The following is a 16,185-nucleotide window of genomic DNA, read 5'->3' as shown; positions in this document are numbered from 1 at the left end:
AGAGGGCCTTTCGGTCGGTGGCGGGGACGGCGCGGTCAGTCCTGGGCGCGGCCCGTCGTCACACGGGCGATCATGAGGGCGACCAGGATGATTCCGCCGTAGATGGCCTGGATCCAGAACGACGGGACCTGGGCGAGGGTGAGCAGGTTCTGTACGACGCCCAACAGGAGTACGCCGGTCAGGGCGCCGAACATGGTGCCCTTGCCGCCGTCCAGGCTGATGCCGCCGATCACCGCGGCCGCGAACACGGTGAAGATCATGTTGTTGCCCTGGTTGGCGCTGATCGCGCCGACATAGCCCGTCTGGATGATCCCGCCGACGGCCGCGAGGGTGCCCGCGACGACGAACACGCCGAGCATCACCCGCTCGACCCGGATGCCGGCCGCGCGGGCGGCGTCCGCGTTGCCGCCGATGGCGTACAGGGCGCGGCCGATGCGGTGGTACTTCAGCACGAACCCGGCGACGGCGAAGGCGGCCGCCGCGAGCCACACCGACATCGGGATGCTCAGGAAGGTCGTGGTGGCGAGGGAGTAGAAGCTGTCGGGCATCCCGAACAGCGTCTTGCCCTTGGTCGCGCCGACCAGCAGACCGCGCAGGACGATCAGCATCGCCAGTGTCACGATGAACGCGTTGAGCTTGAACTTCACGACCAGGATGCCGTTGAAGGCACCCACGGCCGCGCCCACCACCAGGACCGCCAGCAGCGCGAGGGCGGCGGGGAGTTCGGTGCCCCAGCCGGACTGGGCGGCGGGCAGCACGAGCAGCGCGCCGACGGCGGGTGCGATGCCGACGACGGATTCGAGGGACAGGTCGAACTTGCCGGTGATGAGGACCAGCGACTCGGCCAGTACGACCATGGCGAGGGCGGCGGAGGCGCCGAGGATCGAGATCAGGTTGCGCTCGGTCAGGAACGAGTCGTTGACGACGGCGCCGAGCACCATCAGGAGCAACAGGGCTGGCACCAGGGCGAGTTCACGGGCGCGGCGCAGCAGGACCGCCCTGGCCGCGCGGGCATCGGGGACCTTGACGGGCGTAACCGGTGGGGCCTTGGTGTCAGCCATGGTCCACTCCTTCTATGGAGGCGATCAGCTCGTGGTCGCGCCAGCCCGCCGGGTGCTCGGCGACGACACGGCCGTGGAACAGGACGAGGACGCGGTCGCAGCGCCGCAGGTCGTCGAGTTCGTCGGAGACGACGAGTACGGCGATGCCGTCGTCGCGGGCGCTGTCCACGCGGGCCAGCAGGGATTCCTTGGACTTCACGTCGACGCCCGCGGTGGGGTTGATCAGCACGAGCAGCCGGGGGTCGGACGCCAGCGCGCGGGCCATGACGACCTTCTGCGCGTTGCCGCCGGACAGGTCGGAGACGGGCTGGTCGGGGCCTTCGGTGTGGATGTCGAGACGGTCGATCAGGGCGTTGGCGAAGCGGCGCTTGCGTTCGGTGCCCACGAAGCCGAAGCGGCCGAGTCGGTCGAGGACGCTCATGGTGGCGTTGTCGCCGATGGTCATGCCGGCGACCAGGCCCTGGTCGTGCCGGTCACGGGGCACACAGGCGACGCCGGCCTTCAGCGCGGCCTGCACATCGCCGAACGGCAGCCGCTCTCCGTCCAGTTGCGCGGTCCCGTCGGTCGGCGTGTGCAGCCCCGCGAAGGACTCGGCGAGCTCCACCTTGCCGCTGCCGCTGATCCCGGCGAGTCCGACGACCTCGCCGCGGCGGACGGTGAGATCGATGTCCCGGTACGCCGGTGAGGTGAGCCCGCGGGCTTCCAGCAGGACGGGGGCGCCGTGGTCGACGTCCCCGGGGTCCACCGCCTGCTCCGCGATGGCCTCGAGGGACTCCCCCGCCATGGCCTCCACCAGCGCCCGGCGCGGGAGTTCGGCGACCGGGGCGGTGGTGATCCAGCGGGCGTCGCGCAGGACCGTGACGGTCTGGCAGACCTCGTACACCTCCTGCAGATGGTGCGAGATGAACAGGAAGGTGACCCCGGAGGCCTGCAGCGCCCGCATCCGCGTGAACAGCCGCTCGATCTCGCGTTTGTCGAGCTGGGCGGTCGGCTCGTCGAGGATGATGAACCGGGCGCCGAAGCTCAACGCCCGGGCGATCTCGACCATTTGGCGGTCCTCGACCTTGAGGTCGGCGGTACGGGCCTCGGGGTCGACGTGCACGTCCCAGGTGGCCAGGAGTTCGGCGGCCTCGGTGCGCAGCCTGCGCCAGCTGATGAAGCCGCGCTGGAGGGGCTGCCGGTTGATGTACAGGTTCTCCGCGACCGTCAGCTCGGGGACCACGGTGGACTTCTGGTAGACGCAGGCCACCTTGCGGCGCCAGGCGTCGCGGTCGGCCGGCGGGGGCGCGGGCTCGCCGTCGAAGCGGACCTCGCCCTCGTCGGCGGCCTGGAGCCCGGTGAGGATGTTGACCAGGGTCGACTTGCCGGCGCCGTTGCGTCCGACGAGGGCATGCGACTCGCCGGGCAGGACGGTGAGCCGGCCGTCGGCGAGGGCGGTGGTGGGTCCGTAGCGCTTGACGATGTCCCGCGCCTCAACGAGTGGCGTCGTCATTTGACCGTGTTGCCCCAGAGCTTGGGGTCGTCGACGTTGTCCTTGGTGACCAGCGGGGCGGGCAGCTGGTCCTCCAGGATGCCGCTGGGCAGCTTCACGATGGTCGAGTCGTGGTCCGTCGGGCCCGGCTCGAACGTCTTCCCCTCCATCGCCGCCTTGATGTAGTACATGCCGTACTTGGCGTACAGGTCGGCGGGCTGGGAGACGGTCGCGTCGATCTCGCCCTTGCGGATGGCGTCAAACTCCTGCGGGATGCCGTCGTTGGAGACGATGGCGATGTGCCCGGACTGCCCGGCCTTCTTCAGCATCCCCTTGGACTTCAGGGTCTGCAGGGTGGGCGCGAGGTAGACGCCGCCCGCCTGCATGTAGATGCCCTTGATGTCGGGGTTGGCGTTGAGGAGGGTGTCGAGCTTGGAGGCCGCGGTGTCGGACTCCCACTTGGCGGGGATCTCCAGGACCTTCAGCTTGGGGTACTTCTTCTTCACACAGGCGCGGAAGGCCTCGGAGCGGTCGCGGCCGTTGACGGAGGCCAGATCGCCCATGATCTGCACGACCTTGCCGCCGGAGATGTTCTCGCCGAGGTAGTCGCAGGCCTTCTCGCCGTACGCGACGTTGTTCGCGCGCACCACCATCGCGACCTTGCCCTTGTCCGGCGCCACGTCGACCGCGACGACCGGTACGCCCTTGCGTTCGGCCTGGTCGAGGCCGGCCTCGATGGCGGCGCTGTCCAGCGGGGCGACGACGAGGCCCTTGACGCCCTGGTTGAGCTGGTTGTTGATGTCGGTGATCTGCTGGGACGGGTCACTGTTGGAGTTGACCGTCTTGAGCGTGTCGACGCCTTCGGAGTCGGCCATCTTCGGCACGTAGTCGTTGTACGACTGCCAGAACGGCGAGGTCAGCAGGGGCAGAATCACCCCGACCTTGCCGCTGCCGCCGCCTTCGGCCCCGGCGGCGCCGGTGTCCTTGGTGCTGCCGCACGCGGCTAGCGCGAGCGAGGCGCCGGCGACCGCGCACACCGTCCTGACCATCCGTGACCTGTTCTGCTTCCGCGCTGTCGTGCCGGGCATCTGGCGGCTCCTCGTTGAGCGTGTTCGTGCACTTGGTTCGAGCGGATGACCGCATATTTATCAGACCACTTCGGCGATACAACACCCTTCGGGGGCAGATTTTCGCGGTTTCAAGCCGTAGTGGTCGGACCAAACCGTAGTGGTCCGACCAACCTGGTGATTAGACTGCCGCTCACCGGGCGCGGGCAGACGCCTCGGGCGACGGGAGGAACGGCGTGGACGACGAGACAGCCCCGCAGAAGGGCACCGTGACGCAGCGCGCCATCGAGCAGATCAAGGCACTGATCGCGGAGGGGCGGCTGGAGCCCGGCCAGCGACTGCCCACCGAGCGCGATCTGGCCGCCCGGATCGGCATCTCCCGCAGCTCGATGCGCGAGGCGATCCGCGCGCTCACGGTGCTGGGCGTGCTGGAGGCCCGGCACGGTTCGGGCATCTATGTCACCCAGCTGGAGGCCGGCGACCTGCTGGAGACGTTCGGCGTGGTCGCCGACCTGTCCAGGGGCCCGCGTCTGGTGGAACTGCTGGAGGTGCGCCGCATCCTGGAGTCGACGGCGACCGCGCTGGCGGCGGCCCGGATCACCCCTGACCAGCTCGCGGAGGTCGAGAAGCATCTGACGGCGATGAACGCCACGGAGGACCCCGAGGAGATCCTCGCCCACGACCTGGCCTTCCATCGCGAGATCGCGGTCGCCGCCGGCAACGAGACCATGGCGGCGATCCTGGAGGGCCTGTCCTCCCGCACGTTCCGTGCCCGCGTCTGGCGCGGCTACCAGGAGGAGGGTGCCTTCACCCGCACCCGACGTGAGCACGCCGCGATCCACCGCGCCCTGATCGCCCGCGACCCGGAGGCGGCGCGGGCCGCGGCGGCCGCGCACGTGGGCGAGGTGGAGGAGTGGCTGCGGGCACAGCTGGGCGGCTGATCGCCGCCCGGCCGTACGGCGACCGCTCCCGCTACGGCTTCACGTCGAAGCCGTGCTCCCGTCCGAGCTTCTCCAGGGACGCCTGGCCGGGGATGCCGTTGGCGTCGTCGCCCGAGTAGCCGCAGCGGCGCTGCCAGGCGGCGTAGGCCTTGACGGTCGTGGTGCCGAAGTGGCCGTCCGCGAACCTCGGTTCCAGGAGGCCCTCCGCGACGAGCGCCTTCTCCACGGCCTTCACGCCCGTGTACGACACCGGAGTGCCGGACTTGGCCGGGTCGTGCAGGGCCGCGGCGATCACCTTCGACACGTCGATCACCGCCCGCGGGCCCGGCACGGTCGTCGAACCGCCGGGCCTCGGGGCGCCCTTCTCCACCCAGGCGTACAGGTGCTTCCCCGGGCAGGCCGTGGCGAAGCCGTCCCTGTGGCCCTTGATCTCCTTGCCGGCGCCGTGGCGGCGCAGCAGCTCGATGCCGTCGCGGATCGCACCCAGCATCGCGTCCGTGGGCTTGGTGAGCCCCTTGTCGCCGACCAGGCCGACGATCGCGTAGTGGCCGCGATTGAGGGCCTGGTCGCCGTTCGCCCCGGTGCGCTTGCCGAGGCCACGGCCCTCCAGGAGGTAACCGTGCGGACAGGCGCCGTAGTTGTAGGCGATGTCCGAGTAGTTCTCCTGCTTGTTCGCCAGATGGGATGCCCGGATCGACTTCCACTCGGCGACGCAGAGGTCGTGGTCGTCGAGGAGTTCGGCGCTGACCGTCGTGCCTTCGTAGTGGACCTTCACGCCCTTGGTGGAAGTCTGCGTGGGTGCGGCGGATGCGGGCCAGCCGAGCTGGGCTCGCGTGACAAGCTTCATACGTGCCTCCAAGGCGCGAATGTGACGCCAACCTCCTTGATTGTGAGTCCAGTTGCCGTCCACTTCACGACGGCGCGCCGCTCGTCGCCGTCAGTGGACCCGGGACCGTCGCAGCCGCAACGTCACCAGTTCGAATGGCCGCAGGCGCAGGGCGACTCGACGGCCGTCGCGGGTCGGCGGCGGCTCGGGCAACGGGCGCTCCAACAGGTCCGTCGCCGTGACGTCCGCGACCTCGAAGTCCGCGGTCAGCGTGGCCCGTACCCGGCCGCCGTGGGCCTCGTGGAGGCGCACCACCAGGTCCCCGCTGCCGTCGTCGGCCAGCTTGACGGCCGTGATCACGACCGCGTCCCGGTCCACCGTCACCAGCGGAGCCACCTCCCCGGCACCGGTGATCCGCCGCTCCGGCAGATTGATCCGCCAGCCCTCGCGCACCGCGTCCCCGACATCGGCGCCCGGCACCAGGGCGTGCCGGAAGCGGTGGACGCCCTGGTCGGTCTCGGGGTCCGGGAAACGCGGGGCACGCAGCAGGGAGACGCGGAGCGTGGTGGTCGTACCGAGGTCGCCGTCGGTACGGACCGTGCGGGTCACGTCGTGGCCGTACGTCGAGTCGTTGACGACGGCGACGCCCCAGCCCGGCTCCGCCACATGGACGAAACGGTGGTTGCAGGCCTCGAACTTGGCGGCCTCCCAGCTGGTGTTGGTGTGGGTGGGGCGGTGGAAGTGCCCGAACTGGGTCTCCGACGCGTACCGTTCCGCGTGCACGTCGAGCGGGAAGGCCAGCTTCAGGAACTTCTCCGTCTCGTGCCAGTCGACCTCGGTGTCGAACAGCAGCCGACCCTCCCCCGGCGCGAGCGACAGCACCTGGACGGCCCGGGAGTCGCCGAAGGAGCGGACGATCCGCACGCCGTCACCCTCGGGCACCATCTCGTCCAGGTCGGTCAGATCGGTGACCGTGTTGCGGTAGAACTCGTCGACGTCCCACGCGTCCCACATGTTCGGGAAGTCGGGGTGGAGCTGGAGGAGGCCCGCGGCCCCGCCCGGCGCGATCGTCTCGCGGTCGGCCTCGATGTCGTACGCGGAAACGACCAGGCCCCGGGCGTCGATCTCGATCCGCAGCAGGCCGTTGTCGAGGACGAAGCCGCCGTCCGCGCGCGGGGTGAGTGCCGTCCGGCCCTCGGTCACCGGGGGCCGTGCCCCGCCCGCCGGTACCCCGGCGCGTGGGTGCGGGGCGGCGTTGAAGACGAGCTCGGTCTCGCCCTCGCCCGCCAGGGCCCGCTGGGCGGCCTCGATGATCGCGTTCAGCTCACCTTCGAGTCGCTCGTACGTCGCCCGCGCCTCCCGGTGCACCCACGCGATGGAGGACCCCGGCAGGATGTCGTGGAACTGGTGCAGCAGCACCGTCTTCCAGATGCGGTCCAACTCCTCGTACGGATAGGGGAATCCGGTGCGTACGGCGGCCGTGGCGGCCCACAGCTCGGCCTCGCGCAGGAGGTGTTCGCTGCGGCGGTTGCCCTGCTTGGTCCTGGCCTGGCTGGTGAGGGTGGCGCGGTGGAGTTCGAGGTAGAGCTCGCCGACCCAGACAGGCGCGTCGGGGTATTCGGCCTCGGCCTTCCGGAAGAAGGCGTCCGGGGTCTCCCAGACGACGGTGGCGGAGCCCTCCAGATCCCGCAGCCGTGCGGCCTTGGCGATCATCTCGCGGGTGGTGCCGCCGCCTCCGTCGCCCCAGCCGGTGGGGGCCAGGGAGTGCCGGGCGACGCCCTTGTCCTTGAAGTTGCGGGCCGCGTGGGCGATCTCGCTGCCCTTCATGGAGCAGTTGTAGGTGTCGACGGGCGGGAAGTGGGTGAAGATCCGGGTGCCGTCGATGCCCTCCCACAGGAAGGTGTGGTGCGGGAACTTGTTGGTCTGGGACCAGGAGATCTTCTGGGTCAGCAGCCACTTGGAGCCGGCCGCCTTGATGATCTGCGGCAGTCCGGCGGCGAAGCCGAAGGTGTCGGGGAGCCAGGCCTCGTCGTTCTCGATGCCGAACTCGTCGAGGAAGAACCGCTTGCCGTGCACGAACTGCCGGGCCATCGCCTCCGAGCCCGGCATGTTGGTGTCCGACTCCACCCACATCCCGCCCGCCGGCACGAACCGTCCGTCCGCGACGGCCTTCTTCACCCGCGCCCACACCTCGGGCCGGTGCTCCTTCACCCACGCCCACTGCTGTGCCTGCGACATGGCGAAGACGAAGTCGGGCTCGTCCTCGATGAGCGCGGTCATGTTGGAGGTCGTACGGGCCACCTTGCGCACGGTCTCGCGCAGCGGCCACAGCCACGCCGAGTCGATGTGCGCGTGCCCGACGGCGCTGACGCGGTGGGCGGACGGCACGGCGGGCGTGGCGAGGACGTCGGTGAGTCGTTCCCGTGCCCGTGCCGCTGTGCCGTTCACGTCCTGCAGGTCGATCGCGTCGAGCGCCCGCTCCACCGCCCGCAGGATCTCCCAGCGCCGCGCCGACTCCACCGGCAGCTCGGCCATCAGCTCGCCCAGCACCTCCAGGTCGAGCACGAGCTGCCACACCGTCTCGTCGAGGACGGCGAGGTCCATACGGGTCAGCGTGTACTGGGGTTCGCTGCCGGCGGTCTCCTTGTCGCCCAACCGGGTGGGCAGGAAGGGGTGGTAGTCGAGGATGACGGGGTTGGAGGCCGCCTCGATGTGCAGCCGTACCTCCTCGCCGCCCTCCACGGGGGCGCCGATACGCACCCACTGGTTGCGCGGGTTGAGGCCCTTCACCGGGGTGCCGTCGGGCCGGTAGACCAGGCCCTCGCACTGGAAGCCGGGCATGTTCTCGTCGAACCCGAGGTCGAGCAGGGCCTCGACGGTCCTCCCGGCCCACGCCTCGGGCACGGTCCCGGTGACCCGGAACCAGCTGGTGCCCCACGGAGCACCCCAGCGGGCGCCCACCTCGATCGGCTCGGGTTCGGCCGCGAGCCCTTCGGCGACGGGCACCGGCTCGCCGGGCGCGTGCCACACCGCCACGTCCAGCGGCACGGACTCGGGGTACACGGCGGGGCGGACGCGCTCGTCGAGGACGCGCTTGAGGCGGGCTTCGACCAGGTTGCGGTCGTCATGCATGCGGGTGCTCCGTAGGTCGTCCGGGCGGGGGGTTACCAGCGGTGGGTGACGGTCACGGGGGCCGACGTGGTGTAGAGCTCCCCTACGGCACGCAGTTCGAACCGTGCCGCCTGTTCGCCCGGTTCGGGTCGCAGGCCGCCGACGAAGTAGGCGCGCTGGCAGGTGCCGCCGAGGAAGCGCCGGGTGCCGTCCGGGAGGAGGCGGTGGACGGTGTAGTGGCGTACGTCGCCGGGTGCGGGGCTCCAGGCCAGGCGCAGGTCGCCGCCCGAGGCGCCGGTGACACGGAAGTCGGCGGGTGCGGCGGGCGTCTGCGTGGTCGTGCGGAACGCGAGGCCGCCGAGCCGCCACCGCACGGGACCGCCGTCGGCCGCGGTGAGCCGGACACCGATCGCGCGCACGGTGCCGGTCAGCCCGGTGAGCCGTACGGTCGAGGTCCGCCAGCCGTCGGCCGAACTCACGGGGAAGTAGGTGTACGGCGGTGTCGCCCCCGGTGTGGCGGGCTCGGCGGTGGCGACGGCGAGCTCGACGCGCACGGCGCCCGTGTCGGTGCGATGGGTCAGCTCGACGACCGTGTCCGCGGTGACCGGCAGCCGGGTCGCGTACACGTCCACAACCGTCGGCCGGTCCGGTTCACCGGCGATGAGCACACTGCTCCCGCCTCGCCAGGCGTCCGCGAAGTCGAAGGTCACCGCGGGGCGCCGGCCGTCCGTGTGCACGACCCAGCGCCGGGACGGCAGCCGGTCCTGCAGGCCCAGGTGGTTCCAGGGCGCGTCCGACGTCACCTTCCCGTCCTCGTACCAGCGCAGCCCGTGCCCGGTGTTGAACACGCTCGCGAACGGCACGGAGGTCACCGTCGACCGGTCGGCGACCGAGACGGCCGGTGCCCGCCAGCTGTCGGTGCCGTCCGGCCGCGAGGGATCCAGTGACCGCCCGGTCCAGAACCGGTCGTCGGCGGCGTGGAAGTCACCCGGAGTCCGGCCGTCCGCCGGCAGATGGTTGCGCGTCCACTCGGGCCGGTAGAAGCCGACCGAGACGACATGCGCCTTGTCGCGGGGCACGAACGCGTCCCAGTTCACGGACGTGTTCCAGCCGTTCGCCTCGACGTCGACGCCCGCCCACAACTCGTAGCGGTCACGACCCAGTTGCCGGGCTCGCTGCCCCGAGGACGTCAGTTTTGCCGCCGTCCAGCGGAAGTCGACGAACATGTCGTCGGCGGCCTGGAAGAACGCCTCGTTCTGGGAGTTGAGCGCGCCCTGCCAGCTCACGGTCCCGTTCACGGTCATCGAGTCGTACCAGGTGACCCGCTGCCCCTTGGCCTTGGCGAGCGTCTTGAGCTCACGCAGGAAGCCGAGCATGTCCGCCCCGAGCGCGGTGTTCCCGCCGCTCGTCTCGGCGTTGACGAACCACCCGTCGAATCCGTACGCCGCCGCGACCGCGACCAGCCGATCGGCCAGCGGATACCGCCCGGCCGCGTCCTTGCGCACCAGGTCACGCGTCCACTGCAGCTGCCCGCCGTAGGCGACGGGCGGCAGGAAGATGTTGCCGAGGACCGGGACGCCGTGGCGATGCGCGGCGTCCACGATCGGCGCGTTCGGCGCCAGGATCAGCCCCTCGCCCGAAGAGCCACCCCAGAACACCAGCTCGTCGATGTACGCCCAGTGGGTGAGGGCGTAGTAGTCGGCGGTGACCGAGCCTTGGGACGGGTTGCCGGCCGTGGGGCCGAACGACACCAGTGACTGGATGCGGGCCTGGTCCGCGCGGGCGGTCGGGTTGGCCGGGGCCGGGGTGAAACGCGGGGCGAGCGGGACCGTCGCCGCGTTGAAGGCGAGGTCGATGTCGTCGGCCGGGTGCCAGGACTTCAGGCTGCGCCAGGTGATGCGGGCGCCCGGGGTGCCGGAGGGCAGCGAGTCCGGGTACCAGTAGGAGGCGTACGGCTGGAGGGCGTCAGCCTGGGGCTTGGGAGCGGCTTCCGCCGGCAGCGCGGGCAGAAGCGCGGCGGTGGCGCCGGCGATGAGGACGGTGCGTCTGGTGGGGTTCACGAGCGGGTGCCTCCTGGTGGGGTGGGGAGTACCTGATCGGGAGCTACGACCTCGGTGATGCCGCGCGCGGTGAGGTGTCCGTGGTCGTCCGCGCGGGTGTCGAGGACCGTGGTGGGGCGGGCGCCGTCGGTGGTGAGCCGGAAGTAGGCGTCGAAGGCCGGGCCGCCCGGTGCGCAGGCGGAGCGCATGGCCGGGTCGGCCGGGACGACGAGGGCGGTGGTCCGGGGCGCGGGCACCGGCTTGGGCTCGCTCGCCGCGCGGGCCAGGACCCGAGCCGTGTCCTTCGGCTTGCGGTCATTGGTCAACAGGCCCAGCCCGTATTCGAGTTCGGGAAAGTCGGCCAGCTCCCGGGACACGTCGTGGGAGCACCACCAGGTGATGCCCCACAGGTCCGGGCAGTCCAGGACGTTCGCGACGGTCGCCTCGGTGAAGGCGGCGGCGTGCGCCGGCGGGATGAGGGGCGCGGGCGCGCCGACCTCCTGGAGCCAGACGGGGCGGTGCGGGTCGTCGGCCCAGGCCTTGCTCAGCTCGACGAGGTACGCCGCGTGGTGCTCGGTGGGGACGGAGGTGCGGCCGTGGCGCTGGGCGGTGCCGTTGAAGACCCAGGAGTGGACGGCCGTGAGTGCGCCGTGCCGGGCCGCCTGGGCCGGAGTGAACGGCTGGTCGTCCTGGTACCAGGTGGCGTCGTACTCGGCATGCAGGTGCAGCCGCCCGGGGGCGCCCTCCTCGCAGGCGGCGAGCATTCGCGTGAGCCAGCGGTCGATCTCGTCCTCGGTGGCTCGGTCGGGGTCGGGATGGGGGCCCGCCGAGAACTGGTTGACCTCGTTGCCGAGCGTCATACCGAGGAAGCCCGGCCGGTCGGCGAGGGCGGCGGCGAGCGTGCGCAGGTAGGCGGCCTGGCCGTCGAGGACGTCCGGGTCGGTGAAGAGGTTGCGGCGGTGCCAGGTCCGGGTCCATGCGGGCAGGAAGTCGAAGCTGCTCAGGTGGCCCTGGAGACCGTCCACGTTGACGTCGAGGCCGCGTTCGGCGGCGGTGTCGACGAGCTGGACCAGCTGCTCGATCGCCCGGGGGCGGATCAGTGTGCGGTTCGGCTGGAAGTACGGCCACAGCGGGAAGACCCGGATGTGGTCGAGGCCCAGCGCCGCGATGGAGTCGAGGTCGGCGCGTACGGAGTCGAGGTCGAAGTCGAGCCAGTGGTGGAACCACCCAGTGCTCGGGGTGTAGTTGACGCCGAAGCGCACGGCAGAAGGCATGCGTGTCCTTGTGACGGAGGTGCGACGGAGGTGCGGGGTTCAGCCCTTGACGGCGCCCTCGCCCACGCCGCGGAAGAAGTACCGCTGGAGACAGGCGAAGAGGGCGATCAGCGGCGCCACGGCGATGACCGTGCCCGCGGCGACGAGGCGTTCGTCGCCCGCGAAGGTGCCGTGCAGATAGTTGAGGCCGATGGTCAGCGTGAACCTGGACGGGTCGCTCAGCACGATCAGCGGCCACAGGAAGTCGTCCCAGGCGCCCATGAAGGCGAAGATCGCGACGACTGCGAGAGTGCCCTTCACGGACGGCAGCGCGATGCGCAGGAACCGCTGCCAGACGTTGGCGCCGTCGACGTAGGCGGCCTCCTCTATCTCGTACGGCAGATTGAGGAAGGCGTTGCGCATCAGCAGGACGTTCAGGGCGCTGACGCAGCCGGGCAGGACGACGCCGATGAGGGTGTTGTTGAGGCCGAGTTCCCGCATGGTCGTGAACTGGGCGATGATGATGCCCTCCACAGGCACGAGCATCGCCAGGACGAAGACGAGCGTGGCCACGCGGCGGCCCCGGTAGCGGAGCCGGGCGAGGGCGTAGCCGGCGAGTGCCGCGCCGACGCAGTTGGTGACGACGTTGGCGGTGGCGACCTTCAGCGAGTTGAGGGCGTAGTCCCAGACGGGGATGGTGTCGGTGACCCGCTCGTAGTTGTGCAGCGTCGGGTCGCTCGGCAGGAACTTCGGCGGCGAGCTGAAGATGTCCTCGGTGGGGCCCTTGAGCGAGGTCGACAGCTGCCAGAGGAACGGGCCGACGGTGAGGGCCAGCACCGCGAGCAGGAGCAGGTAGCGCAGGGCGAGTTCCCAGCCGCGGACGCGGCGGCCGTGTTCGTCGGTGACGCGGGGTTCGCGGGCGACGGCCGGCTGCTGAGCGGCGGGCCGGGTCTTCTCCAGCACGCTCATGACTCGTCCCTCCGGTCGGCGCGCAGCACGAGCAGCATCAGGGCGACGGTGACGACGAAGACGACGACCGAGATCGCCGAGGCGTAGCCGACGCGTCCGGTCAGGCCGGTTCCGGTGCGCTGGACGAGCATGACGAGGGTGGTGTCCTCGCCCGCCGGGCCGCCGCTCGGGCCGGCCATCAGATACACCTCGGAGAACACCTTGAAGGCGGCGACCGAGGAGAGCGCGCCGACCAGCACCATGGTGGACCGGATGGCGGGCACGGTGACCGTGAGGAAACGGCGGATCGCTCCGGCTCCGTCCACGGCCGCCGCCTCGTGCAGTTCGCGGGGCACGTTGGCGAGCGCGGCCAGGTAAATGATCATGTAGTAGCCGAGGCCCTTCCAGACGGTCACGGCCATGGCGCTCAGCAGGAGCAGCCACTGGTCGCTGAGGAAGCCGACGCGTCCGACCCCGATCGACTCCAGGAGCGAGTTCACAAGTCCCCGCTCGTCGAGCAGCCAGACCCAGATCAGCCCGACCACCACGATCGAGGCGACGACCGGGGTGTAGAAGGCGGACCGGAAGAAGGTGATGCCGGGGATGTTCTTCCGCACGAGCAGCGCGAGCAGCAGCGGCAGGATCACGAGCGCGGGCACGACTCCGACGACGTACAGCGTGCTGTTGCGCAGGCCGATCCAGAACATGTCGTCGCCGAGCAGTTCGCGGAAGTTGGCCAGGCCCACGAACTCGCCCGGGATCAGGGTGCGGCGGTCGGTGAAGGCGTTGACCAGCGTGGAGACGAACGGGTACAGGATGAAGGCGCCGGTGATCAGCAGGCCCGGGGCGGCGAACAGCCAAGGGCTGGTGGGCAGCTGACGCCGCACCCGGGAGACGGTCGAGCTGGCCATCGCGCGCTATCCCTGCTGCTGAAGGAGCCGGTTGCAGGCCTCGACAGCGTTGTCAAGAGCCTGCTCGGGGCTCTCCTTGCCCTGCAACGCCTTGGCGACCTCGTTGCGCAGTTCGGTCTTCATCTGCTCGCTGAACAGCACGGGCGTGTAGTTGACCGCGTTCTTCAGCGACTTGGCGGCGGCGACCCGCACCCGTGTCTCGTCGGTGCCGTCCTCCTTGGTGAAGTAGGGGTCGTCGAGCGATCCGGCGGTGCTGGGGAAGATGGCGACCTGCTTGGCGAACGACATCTGGTGCTCGGCGTCGGTGACGTAGTGCGCGAAGGCGACGGCGGCCGGCGTGCGCTTGGTCTGCGCGTTCACCATCACCCCCATCACGTACATGTTGACGTGGCCGGTGCTGGTGATCTGGTCGGTGATGCCGATGTTCTTGTACAGGTTCGGCGCCTGCTTCTTGAAGTTGCCGAGGTCCAGCGCGCTGCCGGGGTTCATGGCGACGGCACCGGTGAGGAACTTCTTGCCGGACGACTCCGGGGTGGCGGTGAGGGCCTGCGGGTCGAGGGCCTTGGCGTCGTACAACTCCTTGTACTTGCTGAGGAGTTCGACCCCCTTGGCGTCGTTGAAGGAGAAGGCGGTGCCCTCCTTGTTCATCAGCTCGACGCCGTAGCGGCCGAAGTCCTCGATGGTGGGGACGTTGGCGAGGGTGGCGACCTTGCCGTCGGTCTTCTCGGCCATCTTCAGCGCCGCGTCGAAGACCTCGTCGTACGTCTTCGGCGGCTGCTCGGCGTCGAGCCCGGCCTCCTTGAAGAGGGACTTGTTGTAGAAGAGCGGGCCGGTGTTGAGGTACCAGGGGAAGGCGTACGTGCCCTCCGTGCCCGGTATCCGATGGCTGGCCCAGGCCCCCTCCAGATACTCCTTCCTGTACTTCCCGGCGGCCTTGTCGAGGTCGAGCGCGAGGCCCGCCTTGGCGAGCGGGGCGAGAAGGTCGGGCGAGACGTTGACGACGTCCGGGAGCGTGCCGCCGGCCGCGTCCGCGCTGATCTTGTCGGCGTAGCCCTCGGCGGGCTGGTCGATCCACTTGACGTCGGTGCCGGGGTACTTCTTCTCGAAGGCGGCGATCAGGCCCTCGAAGTAGTCCTTGAAGTTGGCGCGGAGATTCCAGGTCTGGAAAGTGATGTCGCCCTCGACCTTGCCGGAGGCGTCGGCGGTGCCGCTGTCGCCGCCTCCCGAACCGCAGGCGCTGAGCGGCAGCGCGACACAGACGGCGAATGCGGCAGCGAGGGCTCTACGGGTCAGTGGCACCGTGAACCGGCCTCCTTTGCGGGTGGGTTGGTCGACGAGGCAGACCCTGCACGCCGGTCCACGGGCCCGTCAATGGCTCTCGCGCAGCTAATTTCTTTAGTGACTAATGCGCATTAGGATCGCCCAGCTGAACCGCATTAGGATCACTGGACTGAACCGCATTAGTGCATACTGCTCCGGGAATGTGTCACTGGAATGGGGGGTCCCGATGTCGGGCAAGCGGTCACCGGCCCGTCGGCCGACGATGAAGGACATCGCGCGGCACGCGGGGGTCTCCCAGAGCGCGGTCTCCTTCGCGTTGAACGGCCGGCCGGGCGTCTCCGAGGACACCCGTGACCGGGTGCGGCAGGTCGCCGAGGACCTGGGCTGGCGGCCGAGTACGGCGGCACGCGCGCTGTCCGGGGAGGGCGCGGCGACGGTCGGCTTCGTACTGGCACGTCCCGCGGACACCCTCGGGGTGGACTCCTTCTTCCTCCAACTCGTGTCGGGCATCCAGGAGGTGCTGGCGGAGCGCCATCTCGGGCTGCTGTTCCAGGTGGTGGAGGACGTGGCCGACGAGTGCGCGGTGTACCGCCGCTGGTGGGCCGAGCACCGCGTGGACGGTGTCCTGGTCGTCGACCCGCGCACCGACGACCCCCGCCCCGACCTGCTCGACGAACTCGGCCTGCCCGCCGTGGTGATCGGCGGCGCGCCGGACGACCGGCATCCCGGCCTGTCGACCGTCTGGGCGGACGACGCGGGCGCGATGGCGTCCGTGGTGGACGGCCTGTACGCCCTGGGCCATCGGCGGATCGTGCACATCGCCGGCCTGCCGGGGCTCGCCCACACGGAACGCCGCATCCGCACCCTGAGCGCGGAGGCCGGACGGCGCTCTCTGACCGAGGTGAGGTCGGTGACCACCGACTACTCGGACGCCGAGGGCGCGGCGGTGACCCGCCGGGTGCTGGCGGACCCGGCTCCGCCGACCGCGCTGATCTACGACAACGACGTGATGGCCGTGGCCGGCGCCGCCGCCGCGACCGAACTCGGCTTCTCCGTACCGGCGGACGTCTCCGTGGTGTCCTGGGAGGACTCGGCGCTGTGCCGCATGGTCAAGCCGTGGCTGTCCGCGCTGTCCCGCGACAGCGTGGAGTTCGGCCGCACCGCGGCCCATGAACTGACCGCCCTGCTGAACGGAGGGGCCGCGCGGGCGGTGCGGGTGCCGGTGCCGCGGTTGGTCGAGCGTGGGAGTACGGGGGTGGCACGGGGCGCGTGACCA

Annotated in this window: 12 protein-coding genes; 2 read left to right on the top strand and 10 right to left on the bottom strand. The window is 70.4% G+C overall.

Annotated elements, in window-relative coordinates:
* Positions 1-35 precede the first annotated feature (35 nt).
* The 3 genes from ACZ7NC_RS24280 to ACZ7NC_RS24270 are packed head-to-tail and all read right to left on the bottom strand — an operon-like array spanning position 36 to position 3,620.
* Positions 36-1,061 carry an ABC transporter permease gene (locus ACZ7NC_RS24280; RefSeq protein ID WP_471491160.1) on the bottom strand — a complete coding sequence of 342 codons (1,026 nt, stop codon included), beginning with the start codon at positions 1,059-1,061 and terminating at the stop codon, positions 36-38.
* Entirely contained in the window at positions 1,054-2,553 is a 1,500-nt protein-coding gene (locus ACZ7NC_RS24275; protein WP_471491159.1) for a sugar ABC transporter ATP-binding protein, read from the bottom strand. Before ACZ7NC_RS24275 ends, ACZ7NC_RS24280 begins: the two co-directional genes overlap by 8 nt.
* Positions 2,550-3,620, bottom strand: a complete 1,071-nt coding sequence (locus ACZ7NC_RS24270; protein ID WP_471491158.1) for a sugar ABC transporter substrate-binding protein — start codon at positions 3,618-3,620, stop codon at positions 2,550-2,552. Before ACZ7NC_RS24270 ends, ACZ7NC_RS24275 begins: the two co-directional genes overlap by 4 nt.
* A 215-nt stretch (positions 3,621-3,835) precedes the next feature.
* Here ACZ7NC_RS24270 and ACZ7NC_RS24265 point away from each other — a divergent pair, with 215 nt between their 5' ends.
* Entirely contained in the window at positions 3,836-4,540 is a 705-nt protein-coding gene (locus ACZ7NC_RS24265) for a FadR/GntR family transcriptional regulator (protein ID WP_471491156.1), read from the top strand.
* A 31-nt stretch (positions 4,541-4,571) separates the two neighbouring features.
* Here ACZ7NC_RS24265 and ACZ7NC_RS24260 read toward each other — a convergent pair whose 3' ends face one another.
* From ACZ7NC_RS24260 to ACZ7NC_RS24230, 7 genes are all read right to left on the bottom strand, one after another.
* Positions 4,572-5,387: an N-acetylmuramoyl-L-alanine amidase gene (locus ACZ7NC_RS24260; RefSeq protein WP_471491155.1), complete on the bottom strand. Its 816-nt coding sequence runs from the start codon at positions 5,385-5,387 to the stop codon at positions 4,572-4,574.
* A 90-nt stretch (positions 5,388-5,477) separates the two neighbouring features.
* Positions 5,478-8,498 carry an alpha-mannosidase gene (locus ACZ7NC_RS24255; protein WP_471491154.1) on the bottom strand — a complete coding sequence of 1,007 codons (3,021 nt, stop codon included), beginning with the start codon at positions 8,496-8,498 and terminating at the stop codon, positions 5,478-5,480.
* Positions 8,499-8,530: 32 nt separating this feature from the next.
* Complete coding sequence (locus ACZ7NC_RS24250) at positions 8,531-10,537, bottom strand: endo-beta-N-acetylglucosaminidase (RefSeq protein WP_471491152.1); 2,007 nt, start codon at positions 10,535-10,537, stop codon at positions 8,531-8,533.
* The gene (locus tag ACZ7NC_RS24245; protein WP_471491151.1) at positions 10,534-11,790 is read right to left on the bottom strand and encodes a glycoside hydrolase 5 family protein; all 1,257 of its coding nucleotides are present in this window, start codon (positions 11,788-11,790) and stop codon (positions 10,534-10,536) included. The genes ACZ7NC_RS24250 and ACZ7NC_RS24245 overlap by 4 nt, the downstream gene beginning before the upstream one ends.
* 39 nt (positions 11,791-11,829) lie before the next feature.
* Entirely contained in the window at positions 11,830-12,738 is a 909-nt protein-coding gene (locus tag ACZ7NC_RS24240) for a carbohydrate ABC transporter permease (RefSeq protein WP_471491150.1), read from the bottom strand.
* Positions 12,735-13,628 (bottom strand): carbohydrate ABC transporter permease, encoded by an 894-nt coding sequence (locus ACZ7NC_RS24235; protein ID WP_471491148.1) that lies wholly within the window; start codon positions 13,626-13,628, stop codon positions 12,735-12,737. Before ACZ7NC_RS24235 ends, ACZ7NC_RS24240 begins: the two co-directional genes overlap by 4 nt.
* Positions 13,629-13,634: 6 nt before the next feature.
* The gene (locus tag ACZ7NC_RS24230; RefSeq protein ID WP_471491146.1) at positions 13,635-14,927 is read right to left on the bottom strand and encodes an ABC transporter substrate-binding protein; all 1,293 of its coding nucleotides are present in this window, start codon (positions 14,925-14,927) and stop codon (positions 13,635-13,637) included.
* A gap of 208 nt (positions 14,928-15,135) precedes the next feature.
* Here ACZ7NC_RS24230 and ACZ7NC_RS24225 point away from each other — a divergent pair, with 208 nt between their 5' ends.
* Positions 15,136-16,182 (top strand): LacI family DNA-binding transcriptional regulator, encoded by a 1,047-nt coding sequence (locus ACZ7NC_RS24225; RefSeq protein ID WP_471491144.1) that lies wholly within the window; start codon positions 15,136-15,138, stop codon positions 16,180-16,182.
* Positions 16,183-16,185 lie beyond the last annotated feature (3 nt).

This window comes from Streptomyces sp. NPDC111802, assembly GCF_055634335.1.
Note: the sequence above shows the minus strand (reverse complement) of the source record. Positions and strands in the feature narration are given on the sequence as shown.